This is a genomic window from Bifidobacterium catenulatum DSM 16992 = JCM 1194 = LMG 11043 (genome assembly GCF_001025195.1).
In the GTDB taxonomy this organism is placed as follows: Bacteria; Actinomycetota; Actinomycetes; order Actinomycetales; family Bifidobacteriaceae; genus Bifidobacterium; species Bifidobacterium catenulatum.
The window spans coordinates 1,768,189-1,786,800 of record NZ_AP012325.1; the positions used below are offsets into that span (position 1 = coordinate 1,768,189).

The following is an 18,612-nucleotide window of genomic DNA, read 5'->3' on the forward strand; positions in this document are numbered from 1 at the left end:
GATGCGTTGACTTGCGATTCGGCCATGCGCGACTGCTCCTTCATATTTGGATGGGCGCGTTCTTGCGTTCTTGCGTTCTTGCGTTTGCACAATACCCAATCGCATTACTATACGGAAATCGGTGGAACCATGTTGCCTGCTGTTCACTTTTAGCGGCAATCCTTTAGCGGCAATCCTGAGGTTGCATAAACAAAGCAGGCTCGCATGCAGCGTAAGAAACCGCATACGAGCCTGAAAAGGATTTCCTGGAGATTTGCAATCAGCGCACTGAAATCAGAGCACAGCGATGGCGTCGATCTCAACGAGAGCGCCCTTCGGAATGTTGTTGCCGCCGAACGCGACGCGGGCCGGCTTCACGGAGCCGATGAAGGCCTGCGCATACACGTCGTCGATCTCGTGGAAGTCTTCGACGTTCTTCATGTAGATGGTGGCGCGGCAGACGTGCTCGATGCCGGTGCCTGCGGCGTCAAGAATGTGCTTGATGTTCTTCAGTGCCTGGGCTGCCTGCTCGCCGGCGGTTTCGCCGGCCAGTTCGCCGGTGGCCGGGTCGATGCCCAGCTGGCCTGAGACGAACACGAAACCGTTGGCCTTCACGGCCTGGCTGTATGCGCCCAGTGCAGCCGGGGCTTCAGAAGTCGCAACCGCTTCCATCTTCTCGCTCATAATGTTCTCCTTTGAAGAACGTGTTATTGCATCTTGTTTGCGTTCAGGCCGTGGCAAACCACGACAACGCAATCTCAAGCAATCACTGTACCCATGGAATCGACGTGCATTGTCCCATGTTCCAAATACCGGCTCTGCGCCCCGGCCCTTCACATATCTTTGTGGTGGGCTTGATGGGGATCGAACCCACGACCTTCTGTTCCGGAGACAGACGCTCTATCCACTGAGCTACAAACCCGTGCGTCAACCTACTTTACACTGCCTTGAGATGAAAGCGACACTTTTTACGGAAAAATGGTCTTTGAATCTCAATCATTATGTTGGCAAAATAAGCATGGATGGGGTTTCGGCAACGCACCCAACCATGTAGGGGATTCGACGGGTGCAAAACGGGGAACGAAGAGTATTACATCATAATTTACGGCGCAATAACGTTATTTACCGCGTCTTTTCCACTAGACTGAAAATATGGTTGAGGATTCAGGCAGAAATATAGGCGATTTCGAATACACGCGCCGTTTTTTCTGCCGTGCCCTGCCGACGCAGTTGGATGACAGTGATAGTCCGACATTAATCGTGCAAAGTTATTACGTTCATCAAGATAATTACGCGCTGCGCGTGCGATTAAAAACAAAGTCCGTTCGCATCGCCATGACTCCGGACCTCGACCCGCTGGCCGTGCTCGAAAAGTATCGCGACGAATTTCGGATTGGATCAGTCACCGTGAAAGGGCCGTCCGTGGGAGGCACGCGCTATGAGGCGAGCCGCGACTTGGATTCGCGCATCGCCGGGGAGCTCATCAAACGCGGCGGACACGTAACCATCAAAAACCGTTTCACCGACTGGATCGATGAGGACGGCTGGAACATCGACGTGTTCGGAGGCACCAACGCTCCCCTGATCATTGCGGAAGCGGAACGCATCGGTCCAGTCACCAATCTGGTGATTCCGAAATTCTGCACCACCGAAATCACCGACCAATCGCGGTTCAGCAATGAAGGGCTTGCCGCGAATCCATATTCACGATGGAAATCCGAATTCGAAGACGAACTGGAAGCAGACGGACCGCAATTCCTCGACTATTTCGGCACCAATCGTATGGAATAAGTTTTTAAAAAACAACCGTAGGCCGCAAAAAACGATTTGGTTGTGCAGCCTACGGTTGAACGGTACCTAAAACGGCATCTAAGTCAATAAACGAATCAGTACATGAGCGTGGCAAGGCGACGGCGGGCGCGCTTCAAACGCTCGTCGGTCGGCTCAGGAATCGTGAAATATTCCAACAGACGCTTGCGAACAGGCTCAATATCAGCCTTGTGACCGGCTGCGACGAAATCAAGCAAACGGTCGAACGCATCCTGAATCTGACCGCCGATCATATCAATGTCGGCGACGGCAAGCTGCGCTTCAACATCATCGGGATTGTCAGCAGCGGCGGCACGCACCTCACGCACGTTCGCATTGGCGGAACGGGCCAACAGCAGCGCTTTCGCACGCTCGCGGGCGGCACGCGCATCGTTCGGATCGGCTTCAAGCACCTTCTCGTACGCGGCTGCGGCACCAGCGTAATCGCCCTGCTGTGCCAACATATACGCCTCCTGATGCTCCGGAGGCACCTGCTCCTGGGCGCCGGCGGCGGAATTCGCCGCATCGGAATCCGGATCGCCCGAATACGGCGCGGAACCGGTCACGCCAGCCTGTTGGGCGGCGGCAACCAGATTCGGAATCACCGCGTCCACAAGCTGCTGCATTTCCTCAGCGGACGGCAAGCCCTGCAGAATCGGCATCGGACGGCCGTTGATCAACGCGAACAAAGCGGGAGCACCCTGCACTTGGAACGCCTGCGCAATCGACGGATTCGACGCGATATCGATACGAGACAGCTGAATCTGGCCGTTCAGCTGGTTCACGGCATCGCCCAACTGGCGTGCCATGTCGAACAGGCGATCATCGGTCGGCACCCACAACAGCAGCAGAATCGGGAACGTGGCCGACGTCTGCACCATGGCCTGGAACGTGTTCTCCGTAGTGTCGATCACGTAACCGCCGGCGGCCGGAGCGCCTCCAGCCTGCCCCGGCTCAGCCTTCACCTGATGCTTCAACGCTTCAAGATCGACGGCTCCCGCCAAGGAAACTCCCGGATTAAACGGCCTTTGACCTGCCATGCTTGCCTCCTAAATATCAACAATCAACAACATTAAGCGCCCAGCGCAACACGCATTGCAAACGTTCGCCCCAAGCTTACGCGCAATCGCGCAACCGCCACGATTACAGCGCCTCAACCTTGACCGGCTGACGTTCGGAACCGACTGCGGTGATCTTCGCGTCAGAATTCGCCGGGGGCACGTACAACGCGATCACATTCACATACGTGGTCTTCATGGTGCTGGTGGCCCGACCGTCGCCAAACAGCGCTTTTTCCGCATCGGAAGCGGGCTGCGACTCACGGCCGGAGCCCGCTGAGCGCGTCCATTCGGAATTGATCCGCGCCACTACCAAGTCGCCACCATCCGCGGAACGCATAACGCTGATGGCACCGTCAACCGGCGTGAACACCTGCTGCTGCGATCCCTCGTTCAGCTCCATGGCCTTCTGCACCTGTCCGGTCAGATCGGCAAGCTTCGCACGCAAATCGTCGTCGGCAAACTTCTGCGCATACTGGCTGGACGCACCGTTCTGCAACACGTCGGCATATGCAGCAACCGCATCCTTCGGAGTCATGACCAGACCGGTGTCTTTTTCCGTTCCCTGTGCGCTACCGGTTTTGGAAATCTCAAAACTCGGCATTTTCACGCCCGAGAACAGTCGTGCCACACCCCACAATTTGTAGTTCTGGCGTGCGGAATCCTGGCGGAATACCAGCAGACGCTTGGACTGCTGGTCGTCTGTGGTGGAAGTGATGGAAAACACCGAACGTGGCCATCCACTGTCCGTGGAGATCACGGCCTGTGCCAAATCGGTTGGAATCGCGGTCTTACGATCAAGATTGCCCGTGACCTGCGCCACATGAAGTTCGCTTGTGCGAATCTCAAGTTCCGGCCCCTCCAGAATTGAGCCGAGGGCGTCGATATTGCGATCGTTATTGCACTGGTCAAGCGTTTTGAGAATATTCGTGCGGATGGTTTTCTCCTGCTTGGCGGTCAGATTCGGCGCATCCTGATGTTGCGTGGCTTTCGGCTGCGGCAGCTGCCCCTCGCATCCGCACATGCCAACGACCATTCCCAATGCGAGCACGACCGCCGCGATTACGTTGAAACGCTTCTTCATCACTTGGCCTCCTCGTTGTCGGATTCGTCGGATTTGTCGTTGTCGGATTCGTCAGATTCATCATTTTCGGATGTTTCGTTGGATTCGGCCGGCTCGGCCGTTACGGCCATTTCGTCGACTTCGTTGGGCACGTTGATTTCGTCGGATACCGCAAATTCCACAGATCCTGAGGACGCTGCGGCCGCACTGCTTTCCTCTTGTGCGAGACGGGCGAAATATGCGGCAAGCTCGTCTTGCGAGATCACGGAAGTCTGTTCGAAATCGTCGTTTTCACCAACGCCATCAGTGGCAGCATTCTGCTGGTCGGCAACCAAATTTCGCGCGGAAGGATCGACAATCGTAGGTTGCGCCATCTCGTTTTGCATGTTTTCCGAACCGGTCGCACGATGGCTCGCATGGCGACGACGCTTACGATTCGTCCCACTCTTATCACTACGGGCGGCACTCGCTTCGGCGTTCTTCACCCATGCGGCAACCTCGTCATCGTCACCCTGCGTGGAACCAATGCCGTCAACCATGGCGAACGCGCGCTTGTTACGGCGCTTATGCGGAGGCATGGCGAACACGGAAGCCGAAAGCACCGCAAGTATTGCCAGCAATCCGCCGGAAAGATAGAACGGCATGGCGAAATTCAGCATCGAACGACGGGTCCAATCAAGCGTGACCGAGCCTCCCTTGCGATTGCCGTAATCGATAATCGCAACGGAATCCACGGCATTGTTCGTATTAGCACCCTTGATCTGCATATCAACGGAACCGGCATTGCATTTGACGGTGCGCCACATGTCGGAATCCTGGAACGCGACCTGGCCTTCGGAATTATCAGCAGTGCCCTGAGCCGTGGCCTTCAGCGTGGACAGGGTAGACCAGTCGGACAACCCGGTGACGCGCACGTATTTGGATCCCGCGATCCATCCGGCAACATCACGGGCGGAACCGATGGCGATGCAAACGTTCGCGGATTTGTCTCGGGACTTCGCCGAAATGGTGACGCGATCGTCGACCAATTGCAGCACATTCGGATCGGTGACCACATACTGTGGTCCCGTGACCGTGGCGGACGCCGAGACCTGTGTCGAGGGCTTCCAGATCGTCGCATTCAAGACGCCAAGCACGATGCAAGTAATGGCAAGCAAACCGAAAATAGGCGTGACAATACCGCGCATGATCTTGGCGTGTCGCGTGGGACCCACCTTGGACTGCGGCTTTTCCTGTTCTTCCTGCAATAAAGTCATAGCATTCACTATTCTACATTGCCCCTCTGCAAAAGCCTGAAAAAACTATGAAAATCAATGATTGCCACTAAGGTGGAACCTATGCGCAAATCTACTCTTTTCAAAGCCGTCGCAGCCGCTTGCACAACGATCATGTGCCTGGGATTCGCGGCATGCGGAAGTTCCAACGCGAAGTCAGATTCATCTTCCGATTCGTCATCGTCTTCCTCCAACTCCTCGTCGAAGATGAACCAGATTGCCGGCGTGACCGCCACGGGCGAGCCTGGCAAAAAGCCGACCGTCTCCTTCAAAACCCCTATGACGGTGGAAGACAACAGCTACGTCGTACTGCAGAAAGGCAACGGCGACCAAATCGAAGACGGCGACCGCATATGCACGCAGGGCATCGCCATCAATGTCAAGGACGGTTCCGAATTGGCGAGCACATGGGAGAACAATACCCCCGACTGCTCCACGGTGGTCACTTCCGACACCAGTCAGATGACTGAGAATTATTACAACATTTTCAAGGATCAGAAGCTTAACGCCACGATTGCGTTCGGCGTGAACGATTCAAATTCCGCAGGCACATCATATTTGATGGTGCTCACGATCGTGTCGAAGTCGAAGGATCTGACGAAGGCAACGGGCACGAAGGTGCATAATGTGCCTACCGATCTACCGAAGGTCACGCTTGCAAAGGATGGCAAGCCGTCGATCGACATGAACGGTTACAAGGGTTCCGACACGTTGGTTTCGCAGGATTTGATCAAGGGCGAAGGTGCCGAGGTCAAGGATACGCAGACCGTAGTGGCGCATTACACCGGCTGGCTGCTGGACGGCACGCAATTCGATTCCTCGTGGGATCGTGGCAAATCCTCCACGTTCTCGCTTGACGGCGTGATCAAGGGATGGAAGCAGGGTCTGGCCGGCCACACCGTCGGTTCCCAGGTGCTGCTGGTGGTGCCACCGAGCCTCGGCTACGGCAGCGAGGCGAAGGATAAGATTCCGGCGAACTCCACGCTGGTCTTCGTCGTCGACATCCTCGCCGCCTACTGATCTACATCACGATTCGTGCATAAAAAACTCCCTGCATAACAACAGGGAGTTTTTTATAAGCTAGAAGAGTCGTAAGGAGTCGTCTTCGGTGCCCTTCATCTCGTCATAGTCGAGGATCAGGCAGTCGAAGCCGCGGTCTTGGGCAAGCACGCGGGCCTGCGGAGTGATGGTCTGCGCGGCGAAAATACCACGTACGGGAGCCAGCAGAGGATCGCGATTGAGTAGTTCGCAGTAGCGAGTGAGCTGCTCGACGCCGTCGATACCACCGTTTCTCTTGATTTCGATGGCAACATGCTTGCCGCTGGCGTCGATGGCCATGATGTCGACCGGTCCAATGGCAGTCGGGTATTCGCGGCGCACGAGCGTCGCTCCCTCGCCGATGCGTTCGATCTGTTCAGCCAAGTATTTTTGCAGATGGTCTTCGACGCCATCTTTGATCAGTCCCGGATCTTCGCCCAAATCGTACGTTTCATCGGAATAAATATGCTGCAAGGTTACTTCGAGCACGTCATTGGATTTATCTGCCGAAGCGCGGATGACTTTCTGTGGAACTTCCGTTTCGACATCGTCGTCGGCATGGTCCGGAGTGATGTCTTTGATGGTGCAAGGCGCTGCCATCCAATTAAGCGGCTTGTATGATCCAAGTTCGGAGAAAATCAGCAGACTGTTGTCGGCTTTGATGAGCAACACGCGCTTGGCAAGCGGCAGGGACGCGTTCAAACGTCCGGAGTATTCGGCAGAGCAATCAGCAACAATAATTCGCACGAGGCACTACCCTACCATGATTGTCGTAAGCCCCGAATCAGTGATAAGGCAATCTTTTTTTTATTTTGATTAATACCGTTTTTTGAAAAGAAAAACGGCCTGTCCACTACAACTGCATCACTCGCAATCATATGCAATTGCTGCAATCGCAACAGACAGGCCGTCAGAAGTATGCTACCGAGTGCTACTCAGTCATCTTGACGTCACGTCCACGCTCAACCGCAACGGTGAGCTTGTTCGAATCGAAGGAGATGAAACCGTCGGTCACTTCGAAGGAGCGACGGCTGCCATCTGGATCCACCACAACGATGGTTCCTTCCTTGATTACGGTCAATACAGGCTCGTGGTTGGGCAGGATGCCCATTCCGCCTTCAAAAGCCGGAATGGTGACGGACTTCGCCGTACCGTGCCACACGGGGTGGTCGGCGGCGACGATGTTCACCTGCATTGTCAATCCGGCCATCACGCACCGTATTCCTTCTGCATGTCGTGCCACTTCTTTTCGAGGTCGTCGATGCCACCGATGCCGGAGAATGCCTGCTCCGGAACGTCGTCGTACACGCCGTCGCAAATACGGGTGAACGCTTCGATGGTCTCGTCGGCCGGCACGTAGGAACCCGGGCGACCGGTGAACTTTTCAGCGACGTAGAAGTTCTGACCGAGGAACTGCTCGATCTTACGAGCACGGTTCACAGTGGTCTTGTCTTCTTCGCCGAGCTCGTCAATACCGATCAGGGCGATGATGTCCTGCAGTTCCTTGTTACGCTGCAGGATTGCCTTGACGCGGTTCGCGCACTCGTAGTGAGCCTGGCCCACGTAACGCGGATCAAGGATTCGCGAGGTGGAGCTCAGCGGGTCCACTGCCGGGTAGATACCCTTGGAAGCGATGTCACGGGAAAGCTCGGTGGTTGCATCCAAGTGGGCGAAGGTCGTTGCAGGAGCCGGGTCGGTATAATCATCAGCCGGCACGTAGATGGCCTGCAGCGAGGTGATGGAGTGACCGCGGGTCGAAGTGATTCGCTCCTGCAGGGCACCCATTTCGTCAGCCAAGTTCGGCTGGTAGCCCACTGCGGACGGCATACGGCCGAGCAGGGTGGACACCTCAGAACCAGCCTGGGTGAAACGGAAGATGTTATCGATGAACAGCAACACATCCTGATTCTGCACGTCACGGAAGTACTCTGCCATGGTCAATGCGGTCAGCGGCACGCGCAGACGGGTACCCGGCTGCTCATCCATCTGGCCGAAGACCAGTGCGGTCTTCTCAAGAACGCCAGCCTCATCCATTTCGCCGATCAGATCGTTACCCTCACGGGTACGCTCGCCGACGCCTGCGAACACGGACACACCGCCGTGGTTCTGGGCGACTCGCTGGATCATTTCCTGAATAAGCACGGTCTTGCCGACGCCTGCGCCACCGAACAGACCGATCTTGCCGCCCTGCACGTACGGGGTCAGCAGATCGATGACCTTGATACCGGTTTCGAACATCTGGGTCTTGGATTCCAGCTGATCGAATGCCGGCGGGTTGCGGTGGATAGGCCAACGCTCGGTGACCGTGATGGTCTCGTCATCCTTCTTGTTGAGGATGTTGCCGGACACGTCGAACACGTGGCCTTTGGTGACATCGCCAACAGGAACGGAGATCGGACCGCCGGTGTCAAGCACGGTGGCGCCACGAACGAGGCCGTCGGTCGGCTTCAATGCCACGGTACGCACGGTGGAGTCGCCGAGGTGCTGTTCGACCTCAAGCGTGATCTTCTTCGTGGTTTCGCCCTCTTCGTTGGCTGTGTTGGTCAGCTCAACGGTAAGTGCGTTATAAATGTCGGGCAGGTGGCCCACCGGGAATTCGACGTCGATAACCGAACCCTGAATACGCGTGACGCGTCCAGCGGTCGGCTCTGCAGCCGTCTCGGGAGCCGCTGTGGTCTGATTCTCAGCCATATGCGTTCCTACTCTTCCTTCTTATTCAGCGCGTCGGCGCTGCCGATGATTTCGGTAAGTTCCTGGGTAATCGAAGCCTGTCGCGAAGCGTTGAGCTTGCGGGTCAGGTCGTCGATCAGGCTGCGGGCATTGTCTGTAGCCGTATGCATAGCGTTCTGTCGGCTTGCAGTCTCGGATGCCGCCGCGGTGAGCAGGCATTCATGAATACGGGACTGGATGTACTTCGGCAGAATCGCGTCAAGCACTTCGTCGACGCTCGGCTCGAACGCATAAAGCGGGGTCGCGGCATCGGCATCGGATTCGGACACAGGACCGGAATCCTGCTGTTCCGGAAGCACGAGTTCAACGGGCAGCATACGCAGCACGCGCACCTTCTGAACAACCATATTCACGAATTCGGTGAACACGATGTAGAGTTCGGAAACTCCACCCTCGCTCGCCGGCTTCATGTAGGCGTCCATCAGTGCCTTCGAGATGGACTCTGCGACTTCTACGCCGGGCTGGTCGGTATCGCCTTCCCAAGTACCGGCAACATCACGATTGCGGTACTTGTAGTACGTCACACCGCGACGACCATACACATACAGTTCCGGCTGCTTGCCTGCCGCATCGAGGCGGGCCAGCAGCGATTCCGTTTCGCGGATGATCGAGGAGGTGTACGGTCCTGCCATACCACGATCCGAGGTGAGGGCGAGGACAGCCACGCGAGGGTTGTCCTCGTCCTTCTTCACGATCGGATGGTCGATATGGGTATGGGCCACCAGCGCTTGCACGGCGTCGAAAATCGCATCGGTATACGGCTTCGCGTTCAAGGCGACGTCACGTGCCTTGGCGATGTGCGAAGACGCGATCATCTCCTGCGCGTTGAAGATTTTCTCCAACGACGCGGTGGAGGCGATCCTAGATTTCAATGCGAGTTGCGAGCCCATGGATCACTTCTCTCCTGCGACGATCTTTTCCTGCTCGACCGGAGTAGCGTTTTTGATGTCAGACTTCTTCTCGACCAGCGGCTTGCCCGCGCTGGTTACGAAGGTCTCACGGAACGCTTCCACAGCCTTGTCGAGGGCAGCCTCGGTGTCGGCGGTGAAGTCTTCGGTCTCGCGGATGGTCTTGAGAATATCGGTGTTGTGGTCCAAGTAGTCCAGCATGGCCTTCTCGAACGGCAGCACGTCGTTCAGCGGCAGGTCATCCATCTTGCCATGGGTGCCGGCCCACACGGAGACGACTTCCTGTTCCATGGAATACGGGGAGAACTGCGGCTGCTTGAGCAGCTCGGTCAGGTGGGAGCCGCGGTTCAGCTGGGCCTTCGAAGCCGCATCCAAGTCGGATGCGAACATGGCGAAGGATTCCAGGGAACGGTACTGGGCCAAGGAGATCTTCAGCGTACCGGAGACCTTCTTCAACGCCTTGGTCTGTGCCGCGCCACCGACTCGGGACACGGAGATACCGACGTCGACAGCCGGACGCTGGTTCGCGTTGAACAGGTCGGACTGCAGGAAGATCTGACCGTCGGTGATGGAAATCACGTTGGTCGGAATGTAAGCGGACACGTCGTTTGCCTTGGTTTCGACGATCGGCAGGCCGGTCATCGAACCGCCGCCGAGGTCATCGGAAACCTTGGCGCAACGTTCGAGCAGACGGGAGTGCAGGTAGAACACATCGCCCGGGTATGCCTCACGTCCCGGCGGGCGGCGCAGCAGCAGGGAAATCGAACGGTAAGCCTCAGCCTGCTTCGACAGATCGTCGAAGACGATGAGCACGTGCTTGCCGTTGTACATCCAGTGCTGTCCGATGGCGGAACCGGTGTACGGTGCGATGTACTTGAAGCCTGCGGAATCGGAAGCCGGTGAGGCCACAATGGTGGTGTACTCCATGGCACCGGATTCTTCGAGGGACTGCTTCACCGATGCGATGGTGGAGCCCTTCTGACCGATGGCCACGTAGATGCAACGCACCTGCTTCTTCGGGTCGCCGGATTCCCAGTTACGCTTCTGGTTGATGATCGTATCGATTGCGATAGCGGTCTTACCGGTCTGGCGGTCGCCAATGATAAGCTGGCGCTGGCCACGGCCGATAGGCGTCATTGCGTCGATGGCCTTCAGACCGGTGGACATTGGCTCGTCAACTGGATGACGATGCATAACGTCAGGTGCCTGGGCCTCGAGAATACGACGGCCTTCGGTCTTGATCTCGCCAAGACCATCAATCGGGTTGCCTAGCGGGTCCACGACGCGGCCAAGGTAGCCGTCGCCGACGGGCACGGAGAGCACTTCGCCGGTACGACGCACTTCCTGGCCTTCTTCGATACCTGCGAAGTCGCCGAGGATAACCACACCGATCTCGCGGGCGTCAAGGTTGAACGCCAGGCCAAGCGTGCCGTCTTCGAAGGTCAGCAGCTCATTGGCCATGCAACCAGGCAGTCCCGTCACGTGCGCAATGCCGTCGCCAGCAGTCGCGACATAACCGACCTCCTGGGTCGGGGTGTCCGACGGCTTGTACGACTCGACGAACTCATCGAGCGCCTTGCGTATCGTGGTGGGATCAATGGTAAGTTCTGCCATGATCACTCCTTATTGTTGTTTATAAATTCAGTCAAGTCTTGTTTCAGGCTTGTTCACCGTGCGGCGAACCGTCAGGCGGTTGCCTTCACCGTGCGCTGAAGATGCTGCAGCTGTGCGACCACCGTGTTGTCAGTGACCTCGTCGCCCACCTGGATGCGCATGCCACCCATGACGGTCGGATCGACCACAGAGTTGATGTGCACCGGATGGTCGGTCTTCGCCGTATAGATGGCGATGAGCTTTTCCACCTGCTCCTTGCTCAACGGCGTTGCCGTGGTAACAGTGACCATCGATTCGCCCATATGTCGGGAGAACTTGTTGATCAGCCACTGAATGGTCTGCAGGTAGCGACGATTGCGCAGATTGCAGGTCGCGTGCTCAGCCAGACGCTTGGTCACCTTGGTGAAATCCGCGTCACCAATCAAGCTGTACAGCAGCTTGATACGGGCTTCGCTGGAAACGGTTGCGTCATACAGCTTGGTGCGCACGACCGGAAGGTTGAGCAGTGCGGAATGCAACTCGGCAAGCTCGACGGAGACCTGCAAAGTCGTATTGGTGTAGTCCGCGTAGTACATCATGCCGTCAACGCCGAAATCCTCAACGGCATTGGCGATATCAGACACGCGGCTCCAACGACGGGACACCAGATCGGACATGATCTCCATCACCAGTGGATGGGCTTGACTCCCGATCAGGGTCTTGACTACCGCAACCTTGTCTTCGACTGGGCGCGACGGGTCGGTGAGGGCACGTTCAAGCTGGATGTTGTGGTCAAGCGCGCTGGTAATCGTGAACAGCTCGTTCCCGATACGCCATGCGTCCTCACCGCTGTTACACAGCTTGGGGGCCAGCGAGTCACGCGAAACGCGATCTGCGATACGCGATGCTTCTCCTCGCATTGGTCACCTCCCTTTCTTGAAGGTTTCGATCACTTCTTGTCGCTGTCCATGTCGGCGATCATCTGGTCGATCATCGACGACTGCACATCGTCATTCTCGAGCTTGCTACCCAGGATCTTGCCGGCCAATGCCGTTGCCAGCACGCCGACTTCACCTTTGAGGCTCACCAGAGCCTGCTGCTGCTGCGATTCGATGGAACGCTGGGCAGTAGCGGTGATCTGCGCCGCATCGCTTTCGGCACGGGTACGTGCGTCCGCGATGATGTGCGATGCCTCCGTACGTGCGTCGTCACGGATCTTGGATGCATCGACGCGCGCCTTGCTCAGCTGAGCCTCATACTTCGCTTTGGCTTCATCGGCATCTTTCTGGGCCTGTTCGGCCTTGGCGATGCCACCTTCGATCTTGGCAGCGCGCTCATCGAACACGGCCTGGAACTTCGGCAGGAAGAACTTGTAGAAGAACACGGCGACGATGATCAGAATGACCAACGACCAGAAAATGTCGTAGCTTTTCGGAAGGAACAATTCCATTTCGCTAGCTGCGGTCACCATAGTGTCTTCCTCCTTTCATGTTCGTTTGCGTCTTCGGTGTTACCTTGAATCAAGTCTTACTTGATGAAGGCGAGCACGAAGCCGAGCAGTGCCAGCACCTCAACGAATGCCAGACCCAGGAACATGAGGGTCTGCAGACGGCTGCCGAGCTCAGGCTGGCGAGCGGTGCCTTCGATGGTCTTGCCGATCAGGATGCCCAGACCGATGCCAGGGCCGATGGCGGCGAGGCCGTAGCCAACGACGTTCAGGTTGCCGGCAACCTCAGCGAGGGTAACGATATCCATGATTGTTTCCTTTCTGGTTATTGCTTGACAAGAAGCAACAATTAAAAAGCCGGCGGTCAGTCGATCTCCGGATAGCTCATGTTGATGTATGCGGTGGTCAGAATGGCGAAGATGTAAGCCTGCAGGCAAGCGACCAGCGCCTCGAACAGGAACATGAACATGCCAGCTGCGAAGGTGACGACGCCGAATGGCATAAACACCTTGTTCACCACATCAATGAGGAAGTACTGCGTGGCCGAAAGGCACAGCGCAAGAATCAAGTGGCCCGAAACCATGTTGGCGAACAGTCGGATCGTCAACGAGAATGGGCGAATAATCAGCAGCTCAAGCAGCTGAATCGGGGACAGCAGAATGTAGATCGGGGCCGGAACGCCCTTCGGGAAGATCTCATCCCTCAGGAAGTGGCCGAGACCCTTTTCACGAATGCCTGCAATCCAGTATTGGCAGAAGCACCACATGGCGAATACCAGCGGCAGCGTAATCGTTGCGCTTGCCGCGATATTGAAGCCCGGGATGATGCCACACAGATTGAAGACCAGCAACGTGCAGAACACGGTGGTGATCATCGGCACGTAACGCTTGCCGCGCAGCTCGCCCATCACCTGATAGACGATGTTGTCGCGGACGAATTCGATCAACCATTCGACTGCTCCCTGCCAACGGCTGGGGATGAGCTTTGCACGGCTTGCCGTAATTCCGAGAACCAGCAGCATGATGACGGTCGCAAGAATGCGAACGAGGATGATGCGGTTAATGGCGAACGGCGTGCCCTGAAAAACGAACGGATCGGGAAGGAAGTCATCGACACTGGGCATCTCGGGACCATCAGCGATGGTCAGCATGCCTTTTCCCAATGCACCAATCATTCACGCCTCCTGCTCTTGTGTCAGCTGTTAGTTTAACCCAACAACCGAGTCGAATGTGACGTTCTGGTTACTTAACCAAAGCGTACTTCGAAGTGTGCATCGACGCGACCGGAGTCCCGTGCGACGCATTCGACTCCGAATGGCTGGATAGGATTATTAGCCCGTGTCTAGACAACGTCCACACACCTAGGGTTTTCCTTACTGTCATTTGGTTTTTCCGGCGTTTCGCTTCAAGCTGGATTAACTAGGCACGGCTTTGTGATTCGTCGGATAGCCGACGTTATCCAGCATACCGCATGTTGTCAGTAAAACGTTTCACCATATCTATCGAGTGTCAGAAATTTTTGAGCTGATTCAGCTCAACACCGATAAATCGCAGACGAATACGACTGACGCAAACAAAAAGATGCACACAATCATGCGATTCGCATCACGCGAATTATCTGCATATTCAACGCATCGATGGCTTCCGCAATGTTACGGAAGGGACGTTGGATTCAGCTATGGATCACACCGTAGCCGTCGCGCACGAACGGCGCGAACGCATCGACACGCGGCAAACCCGGCTGATGGCGAATCGAACGATCCGTGCCAAGACGCTTCTGCGCACGAAGCTGCGGAACCTCGCTCAAATCGTATGGCGTGGTCTGATACACCCAATTCAGCCAATTACGCCATAACAGATTCGCGTGGGCACGCCACGCGAACACCGGCTCAAGATGCGAATCGTCATGCGGGAAGTAGTTTTCTGGGAACGGCACGTTCGTCATCCCCTTCTTCATATCGCGCTCATACTCCTCGGCCAAGGTGTACTTGCCGTACTCCCAATGGCCAAGCGCGAACACCTCCGAAAAATCGCGGGTGGCGATCAGACCAGGACCGGATTTTGGACCCCACGTAAGCACCTGCAATTCGGGATTGCGGGCGACATCACCTTCGTTTACCCCCGCAAGGCGAGAATGCGGCTGCAGGCAGATCTCGTCGAAACCGTTCGTCAGGAAGCAGTATTCATCCTGCAAATACTGTGGGAACACACCGAAAATCTTCTCCGGAAGATCCTCTTTACGCACGTTATAGCGGTAATTGAGCGCACCCATCGCACCCCAGCACAAATACATGGTGGAGAACACATGCGTGGAAGCCCAGTCGAGAATCTCCTTGAACTCATCCCAATAATCGACCTGCTCGAAATCAAGATGCTCGACGGGAGCACCCGTCACCACGAAGCCGTCGTAATAATTGTCTTGGAACGCGTCGAGGTTTTCATAAAACTTTACTAAATGGTCGGCGCTCACATGCGTACCCTCATGCGTGGAGGTCTTCATGAAATCGATCTCCACCTGCAGAGGACTCTTCGAAATCAGGCGGAGCAGCTGTGTTTCCGTTTCAACCTTCTTCGGCATGAGATTCAGGATCACCAGCTTGAGCGGGCGCACACGCTGACGCTCCGCTTCGGGCTTTTCTAGCGCGAAAATGCGCTCGGAGTCGAGAATGTCTCTGGCCGGAAGGCCGCTGGGAATCTTGATAGGCATACTTCTATTATGGTGCGGAGTCGGATATGGCGCACTCCCCTGCGCCGGCGATCGGTCGAAACGGGTATAGGAAAAATGGATAACGCGCTATTTGTGACGCTATTTCACACGGTCGAACGAGTACGACACGCCGATTTGACATATTTGAAAGTAATCGTAAAGTTAATAGAGCTGTCTTGAAGACAAGCCGACGCGGGGTGGAGCAGCTCGGTAGCTCGCTGGGCTCATAACCCAGAGGTCCATGGTTCAAATCCATGCCCCGCTACCAATTGACCGTCGTTCCCATTATCGGAACGGCGGTTTTTTAATATCTGTTCGGCCTTCATCGGCGTTAAATCGGTTCTTAGCAGCGTCTCAAGACCGACTCCGAAGAAATCGGCGGCGTTGCACATATCCTCAAAGAACCATGTTTGCTTGTTTTGAAGCATCTTTGAGAGAGCCTGAGGTACTTTATCCATGCACTCGGCCAGATCCTTCTTCTTCTTGCGAGATACCGCTAAGAGCAAATTAATGTTAGCGACAGCGATTTTTTGCCGCTCTAATCCAGTACTTGTTTTTCTAAGCATTGTGTTAACCATACCTTCATTATAAACCATAGGTTTAGTTGTGGCGACACACAGCATATTTGAACTGTCTAAGCATCCGTGCTTTACTGATTAACTGTGAGTTTAGTAATCAATGAACAACAAACTATCGCCAAGCTGGTTCGACGAGAGTTGCGCGCGAAGCATATGACGCAGCGCGAACTTGCGGACGAAGCCGGGTTAAGCGAACAAGCACTTTCAAACAAACTTCGCGGCCTGAAGAACTTCACCTTGCGCGATGTGTCGCGCATGGCCGACTGTTTGGAAGTTTCGGTAGACGAACTTCTAGGCCATAAGACGCTGGAGGTGGTGAGATGAGCGTCACAGTCAAACGTGTGGACAGGAAAAGCAGTCAACGTTTTTACGAGCTGATCGTTGAGACGGCAGAAGTCACCGTGCGCGTCCCGTTCAACGGTTACGAGCTTGACGATCTTGGGCAACAGATCAACCGCTGCTTCAACGAGGAGGATTGACCGTGAAACGTTTCATCAAGACCCTCATGCTGCTGCTGGCAAGCCCGTTCGTGCTCCTCATGCTCGGGATTACCCTCGCCGTCGTCCGGTTTGGTGAGTTCCTCACCGACGACGACTGACGGCATCCGATAACTTCATAGCCCTTGACCCAGCCGAAGGTCGGTTGCTGGGGAGGCGTGATAAAGCACCCGGCCGCGCCTTGCCCAGCGCGTTACAAACACGCCCGGAATGCCGGGCGGTTACCACGGCCCCAGCGGGGAGCTATGCGGGTGTATACAGATCGCTTCACGGCGTCTTGTTCGGGCGCAACTGGGGACCATCGCCGGCATACGTGCCGGGCTGTGCGGCGAGACCTTGCGCGCGGCTTCGGCCGCTGACCTATGCGACGGCGCGGCTCCGTTACGAAGCAACCTTGCATGGCGAACCCTAACCCGGAAAACACTTGAGCAATCTTGTGTTTTCCTGGCTGGGTTCCCCGCTCTAACGCCCCACCACCCGAAGGGCACATCATCCACAATTCTTATCCACTTATCCACAGTTCTTATCCACAATATGAAACGAGGTTCGAGACATGGGTTATTCGGTCGATTACAAGCCAACAAACCGCCGACGTGCCAAGAGGACGGTGCCGAAGAACAAGGCCCAGCGCACGAAGGACATCAAGAACGCCATTCGATGGAATATCAGGCAATTGGAGCATGACACTGTTGGAACGGACACCATTGCGCGTTCCCTTGCCATCAGTATGCTTCGACTGAACAAGATCGCGCCGACGGCCGACCCTAGCGGCGACCATGTGATGCAGCAGCTTATCAGCGACGGTATCTTGGGCAAGCCTGAGAGGCGCGGAAGTGTGCAGATGTTCGACCGTGCCGAGTTGTTGACATCGCTCAAGGCTTGGGTTGGTGTGCTGTGAACCCGCGCGCGAAACTGACCACTGAACAGGCTGCTATCTATCTTGGCGTCTCCCCTAGGACGATGGAGCGTATGAGGGCCGATAATCGCGGGCCGGAATGGTTTAAGGCGGGCGACGCCATCAACTCCCCGTGCTTGTATGAGCTGGCCGATCTCGACATGTGGGTGCGGGCTAGGAAGCGTGGCAGGTGATGGCGCGCAGGCAGACTATCGACCCGCTTGTGCGGGCCAAGGTGATCGAGACGTGGGGCAACGCTTGTTGGCTTAGGCTGCCGGGTTGCACCGGTGTGGGCGAGGAAGACGACCACATAGTGCCTTACGCGCATGGCGGCATGGACACCGTGGCGAACATACGCCGCGCGTGCAAGCATTGCAACGCCAGCCGCCAGGACCGCGTGCTTTACGGTTATGGGGCGCGCTTGCATATCGTGGTCACGCCGCCCGGTTCCTGCGACCGTGAGGCCGTGGAATGGGTGGAGGCTCACAGGCAGCAAGGCGACCCGGTTGTGTCGTGGCTGGCGTTGGCCCGGGCCATGCGCCTACCGGAGTCGCCCAGCATGGCGCAGCGGCGGGCGGTTGCCATGGCGTGGTCCGCAGCCTATCGCCAGTTCGCCATAACGCAGGAGCCTATTGACGTGTGGATGATCCGCACCACGACAAGCAGCAGGCGCCACCCTAGGATGTTTGACGAGTGGATAAGCCTTGACTACGACGTGCGGGTGATAGATCCCGGCTTCGAGGTGGAGTGGGAGCGGGCTGAGACCGAGCAGGCCAAGCGGTTGGTGCGCCAATGGTACGGCTTGCACATCTCACAAGCTTTGGTGGACGCAAGGCAACGTGAACGCCGGGCCACGCTCGCACGCCTTGGGCTTCGCAGTGATCGCGTCACTGTGGCTTCACGGCCGGAATGGTGAACCTGTTTTTTAAGCGAACGGCCGGCCAAAAGACCCCGCGCCCACTTTTTCACTCTCTCGAACCGTATAAAAAAATTCTGGAAACCAGCGGAATACCAACGAAAACCAGCTATTAAGGAGG

General features: G+C 56.3%; 21 protein-coding genes and 2 tRNA genes. 8 read left to right on the plus strand and 15 right to left on the minus strand.

What is annotated here, in order from left to right; translation table 11 throughout:
* Window positions 1-273: 273 nt before the first annotated feature.
* Both BBCT_RS07370 and BBCT_RS07375 read right to left on the minus strand, forming a co-directional pair.
* Window positions 274-663, minus strand: coding sequence for a Rid family detoxifying hydrolase (locus tag BBCT_RS07370; RefSeq protein WP_003833824.1), 390 nt, complete (start codon window positions 661-663; stop codon window positions 274-276).
* A gap of 162 nt (window positions 664-825) precedes the next feature.
* A tRNA-Arg gene (locus BBCT_RS07375) sits at window positions 826-901 on the minus strand.
* Window positions 902-1,131: 230 nt separating this feature from the next.
* Between BBCT_RS07375 and BBCT_RS07380 the strand changes: the two genes are divergently transcribed.
* Window positions 1,132-1,770: a CYTH domain-containing protein gene (locus BBCT_RS07380; RefSeq protein ID WP_003833827.1), complete on the plus strand. Its 639-nt coding sequence runs from the start codon at window positions 1,132-1,134 to the stop codon at window positions 1,768-1,770.
* A gap of 95 nt (window positions 1,771-1,865) precedes the next feature.
* On the opposite strand, the gene BBCT_RS07385 is transcribed toward BBCT_RS07380, so the two are convergent.
* The 3 genes from BBCT_RS07385 to BBCT_RS07395 form a co-directional block, all read right to left on the minus strand.
* Entirely contained in the window at window positions 1,866-2,828 is a 963-nt protein-coding gene (locus tag BBCT_RS07385) for a tetratricopeptide repeat protein (protein WP_003833830.1), read from the minus strand.
* A 103-nt stretch (window positions 2,829-2,931) separates the two neighbouring features.
* Entirely contained in the window at window positions 2,932-3,930 is a 999-nt protein-coding gene (locus tag BBCT_RS07390; RefSeq protein WP_003833832.1) for a hypothetical protein, read from the minus strand.
* Window positions 3,930-5,165 carry a hypothetical protein gene (locus BBCT_RS07395; protein ID WP_003833834.1) on the minus strand — a complete coding sequence of 412 codons (1,236 nt, stop codon included), beginning with the start codon at window positions 5,163-5,165 and terminating at the stop codon, window positions 3,930-3,932. Before BBCT_RS07395 ends, BBCT_RS07390 begins: the two co-directional genes overlap by 1 nt.
* 81 nt (window positions 5,166-5,246) lie before the next feature.
* Here BBCT_RS07395 and BBCT_RS07405 point away from each other — a divergent pair, with 81 nt between their 5' ends.
* On the plus strand, window positions 5,247-6,203 hold the full coding sequence (locus BBCT_RS07405; protein WP_172620102.1) for an FKBP-type peptidyl-prolyl cis-trans isomerase: 957 nt from the start codon (window positions 5,247-5,249) through the stop codon (window positions 6,201-6,203).
* 60 nt (window positions 6,204-6,263) lie between these two features.
* On the opposite strand, the gene nucS is transcribed toward BBCT_RS07405, so the two are convergent.
* The 10 genes from nucS to BBCT_RS07455 form a co-directional block, all read right to left on the minus strand.
* Window positions 6,264-6,968 carry an endonuclease NucS gene (gene nucS / locus BBCT_RS07410; RefSeq protein WP_033512712.1) on the minus strand — a complete coding sequence of 235 codons (705 nt, stop codon included), beginning with the start codon at window positions 6,966-6,968 and terminating at the stop codon, window positions 6,264-6,266.
* Window positions 6,969-7,152: 184 nt separating this feature from the next.
* Complete coding sequence (locus tag BBCT_RS07415) at window positions 7,153-7,431, minus strand: F0F1 ATP synthase subunit epsilon (RefSeq protein ID WP_003833843.1); 279 nt, start codon at window positions 7,429-7,431, stop codon at window positions 7,153-7,155.
* Window positions 7,431-8,912, minus strand: a complete 1,482-nt coding sequence (gene atpD / locus BBCT_RS07420; protein ID WP_003833845.1) for a F0F1 ATP synthase subunit beta — start codon at window positions 8,910-8,912, stop codon at window positions 7,431-7,433. Before atpD ends, BBCT_RS07415 begins: the two co-directional genes overlap by 1 nt.
* 8 nt (window positions 8,913-8,920) lie before the next feature.
* The gene (locus BBCT_RS07425; RefSeq protein WP_003833846.1) at window positions 8,921-9,841 is read right to left on the minus strand and encodes a F0F1 ATP synthase subunit gamma; all 921 of its coding nucleotides are present in this window, start codon (window positions 9,839-9,841) and stop codon (window positions 8,921-8,923) included.
* 3 nt (window positions 9,842-9,844) lie between these two features.
* A complete protein-coding gene (gene atpA, locus BBCT_RS07430) occupies window positions 9,845-11,473 on the minus strand; it encodes a F0F1 ATP synthase subunit alpha (RefSeq protein WP_003833848.1) in 1,629 nt (542 codons plus the stop codon).
* 71 nt (window positions 11,474-11,544) lie between these two features.
* Window positions 11,545-12,372, minus strand: coding sequence for a F0F1 ATP synthase subunit delta (locus BBCT_RS07435; RefSeq protein ID WP_003833850.1), 828 nt, complete (start codon window positions 12,370-12,372; stop codon window positions 11,545-11,547).
* 29 nt (window positions 12,373-12,401) lie between these two features.
* Window positions 12,402-12,923, minus strand: coding sequence for a F0F1 ATP synthase subunit B (locus BBCT_RS07440; protein WP_003833852.1), 522 nt, complete (start codon window positions 12,921-12,923; stop codon window positions 12,402-12,404).
* Between the two features lie 56 nt (window positions 12,924-12,979).
* The gene (atpE, locus tag BBCT_RS07445; RefSeq protein WP_003809874.1) at window positions 12,980-13,207 is read right to left on the minus strand and encodes an ATP synthase F0 subunit C; all 228 of its coding nucleotides are present in this window, start codon (window positions 13,205-13,207) and stop codon (window positions 12,980-12,982) included.
* Window positions 13,208-13,263: 56 nt separating this feature from the next.
* The gene (gene atpB / locus BBCT_RS07450; protein ID WP_003833854.1) at window positions 13,264-14,073 is read right to left on the minus strand and encodes a F0F1 ATP synthase subunit A; all 810 of its coding nucleotides are present in this window, start codon (window positions 14,071-14,073) and stop codon (window positions 13,264-13,266) included.
* Between the two features lie 497 nt (window positions 14,074-14,570).
* On the minus strand, window positions 14,571-15,605 hold the full coding sequence (locus BBCT_RS07455) for a homoserine O-succinyltransferase (RefSeq protein WP_003833856.1): 1,035 nt from the start codon (window positions 15,603-15,605) through the stop codon (window positions 14,571-14,573).
* 191 nt (window positions 15,606-15,796) lie between these two features.
* Here BBCT_RS07455 and BBCT_RS07460 point away from each other — a divergent pair.
* The 6 genes from BBCT_RS07460 to BBCT_RS07485 all read left to right on the plus strand — a co-directional run bounded on the left by BBCT_RS07460 (window position 15,797) and on the right by BBCT_RS07485 (window position 18,491).
* Window positions 15,797-15,873 (plus strand) — tRNA-Met (locus BBCT_RS07460).
* Window positions 15,874-16,267: 394 nt separating this feature from the next.
* The gene (locus tag BBCT_RS07470; protein ID WP_003833858.1) at window positions 16,268-16,507 is read left to right on the plus strand and encodes a helix-turn-helix domain-containing protein; all 240 of its coding nucleotides are present in this window, start codon (window positions 16,268-16,270) and stop codon (window positions 16,505-16,507) included.
* Entirely contained in the window at window positions 16,504-16,662 is a 159-nt protein-coding gene (locus BBCT_RS09285; protein WP_003833860.1) for a hypothetical protein, read from the plus strand. Before BBCT_RS07470 ends, BBCT_RS09285 begins: the two co-directional genes overlap by 4 nt.
* Window positions 16,663-17,233: 571 nt before the next feature.
* The gene (locus BBCT_RS07475; protein ID WP_003833864.1) at window positions 17,234-17,578 is read left to right on the plus strand and encodes a hypothetical protein; all 345 of its coding nucleotides are present in this window, start codon (window positions 17,234-17,236) and stop codon (window positions 17,576-17,578) included.
* Complete coding sequence (locus BBCT_RS09705; RefSeq protein ID WP_003833867.1) at window positions 17,575-17,769, plus strand: helix-turn-helix domain-containing protein; 195 nt, start codon at window positions 17,575-17,577, stop codon at window positions 17,767-17,769. The genes BBCT_RS07475 and BBCT_RS09705 overlap by 4 nt, the downstream gene beginning before the upstream one ends.
* Entirely contained in the window at window positions 17,769-18,491 is a 723-nt protein-coding gene (locus tag BBCT_RS07485; protein ID WP_003833869.1) for an HNH endonuclease, read from the plus strand. Before BBCT_RS09705 ends, BBCT_RS07485 begins: the two co-directional genes overlap by 1 nt.
* Window positions 18,492-18,612: the final 121 nt, after the last annotated feature.

What these genes read in the sequence shown, in the direction of transcription:
- BBCT_RS07405 (WP_172620102.1), top strand. Translation starts at nt 5,247, where the DNA reads ATGCGCAAATCTACTCTTTTCAAAGCCGTCGCAGCCGCTTGCACAACG.
- BBCT_RS07425 (WP_003833846.1), bottom strand. Translation starts at nt 9,841, where the DNA reads ATGGGCTCGCAACTCGCATTGAAATCTAGGATCGCCTCCACCGCGTCG.
- BBCT_RS07380 (WP_003833827.1), top strand. Translation starts at nt 1,132, where the DNA reads ATGGTTGAGGATTCAGGCAGAAATATAGGCGATTTCGAATACACGCGC.
- atpA (WP_003833848.1), bottom strand. Translation starts at nt 11,473, where the DNA reads ATGGCAGAACTTACCATTGATCCCACCACGATACGCAAGGCGCTCGAT.
- BBCT_RS07485 (WP_003833869.1), top strand. Translation starts at nt 17,769, where the DNA reads ATGGCGCGCAGGCAGACTATCGACCCGCTTGTGCGGGCCAAGGTGATC.
- BBCT_RS07385 (WP_003833830.1), bottom strand. Translation starts at nt 2,828, where the DNA reads ATGGCAGGTCAAAGGCCGTTTAATCCGGGAGTTTCCTTGGCGGGAGCC.
- BBCT_RS07415 (WP_003833843.1), bottom strand. Translation starts at nt 7,431, where the DNA reads ATGGCCGGATTGACAATGCAGGTGAACATCGTCGCCGCCGACCACCCC.
- atpB (WP_003833854.1), bottom strand. Translation starts at nt 14,073, where the DNA reads ATGATTGGTGCATTGGGAAAAGGCATGCTGACCATCGCTGATGGTCCC.
- BBCT_RS07475 (WP_003833864.1), top strand. Translation starts at nt 17,234, where the DNA reads ATGGGTTATTCGGTCGATTACAAGCCAACAAACCGCCGACGTGCCAAG.
- BBCT_RS07395 (WP_003833834.1), bottom strand. Translation starts at nt 5,165, where the DNA reads ATGACTTTATTGCAGGAAGAACAGGAAAAGCCGCAGTCCAAGGTGGGT.
- BBCT_RS07435 (WP_003833850.1), bottom strand. Translation starts at nt 12,372, where the DNA reads ATGCGAGGAGAAGCATCGCGTATCGCAGATCGCGTTTCGCGTGACTCG.
- BBCT_RS07370 (WP_003833824.1), bottom strand. Translation starts at nt 663, where the DNA reads ATGAGCGAGAAGATGGAAGCGGTTGCGACTTCTGAAGCCCCGGCTGCA.
- BBCT_RS07440 (WP_003833852.1), bottom strand. Translation starts at nt 12,923, where the DNA reads ATGGTGACCGCAGCTAGCGAAATGGAATTGTTCCTTCCGAAAAGCTAC.
- atpD (WP_003833845.1), bottom strand. Translation starts at nt 8,912, where the DNA reads ATGGCTGAGAATCAGACCACAGCGGCTCCCGAGACGGCTGCAGAGCCG.
- BBCT_RS07455 (WP_003833856.1), bottom strand. Translation starts at nt 15,605, where the DNA reads ATGCCTATCAAGATTCCCAGCGGCCTTCCGGCCAGAGACATTCTCGAC.
- BBCT_RS09285 (WP_003833860.1), top strand. Translation starts at nt 16,504, where the DNA reads ATGAGCGTCACAGTCAAACGTGTGGACAGGAAAAGCAGTCAACGTTTT.
- atpE (WP_003809874.1), bottom strand. Translation starts at nt 13,207, where the DNA reads ATGGATATCGTTACCCTCGCTGAGGTTGCCGGCAACCTGAACGTCGTT.
- BBCT_RS07390 (WP_003833832.1), bottom strand. Translation starts at nt 3,930, where the DNA reads ATGAAGAAGCGTTTCAACGTAATCGCGGCGGTCGTGCTCGCATTGGGA.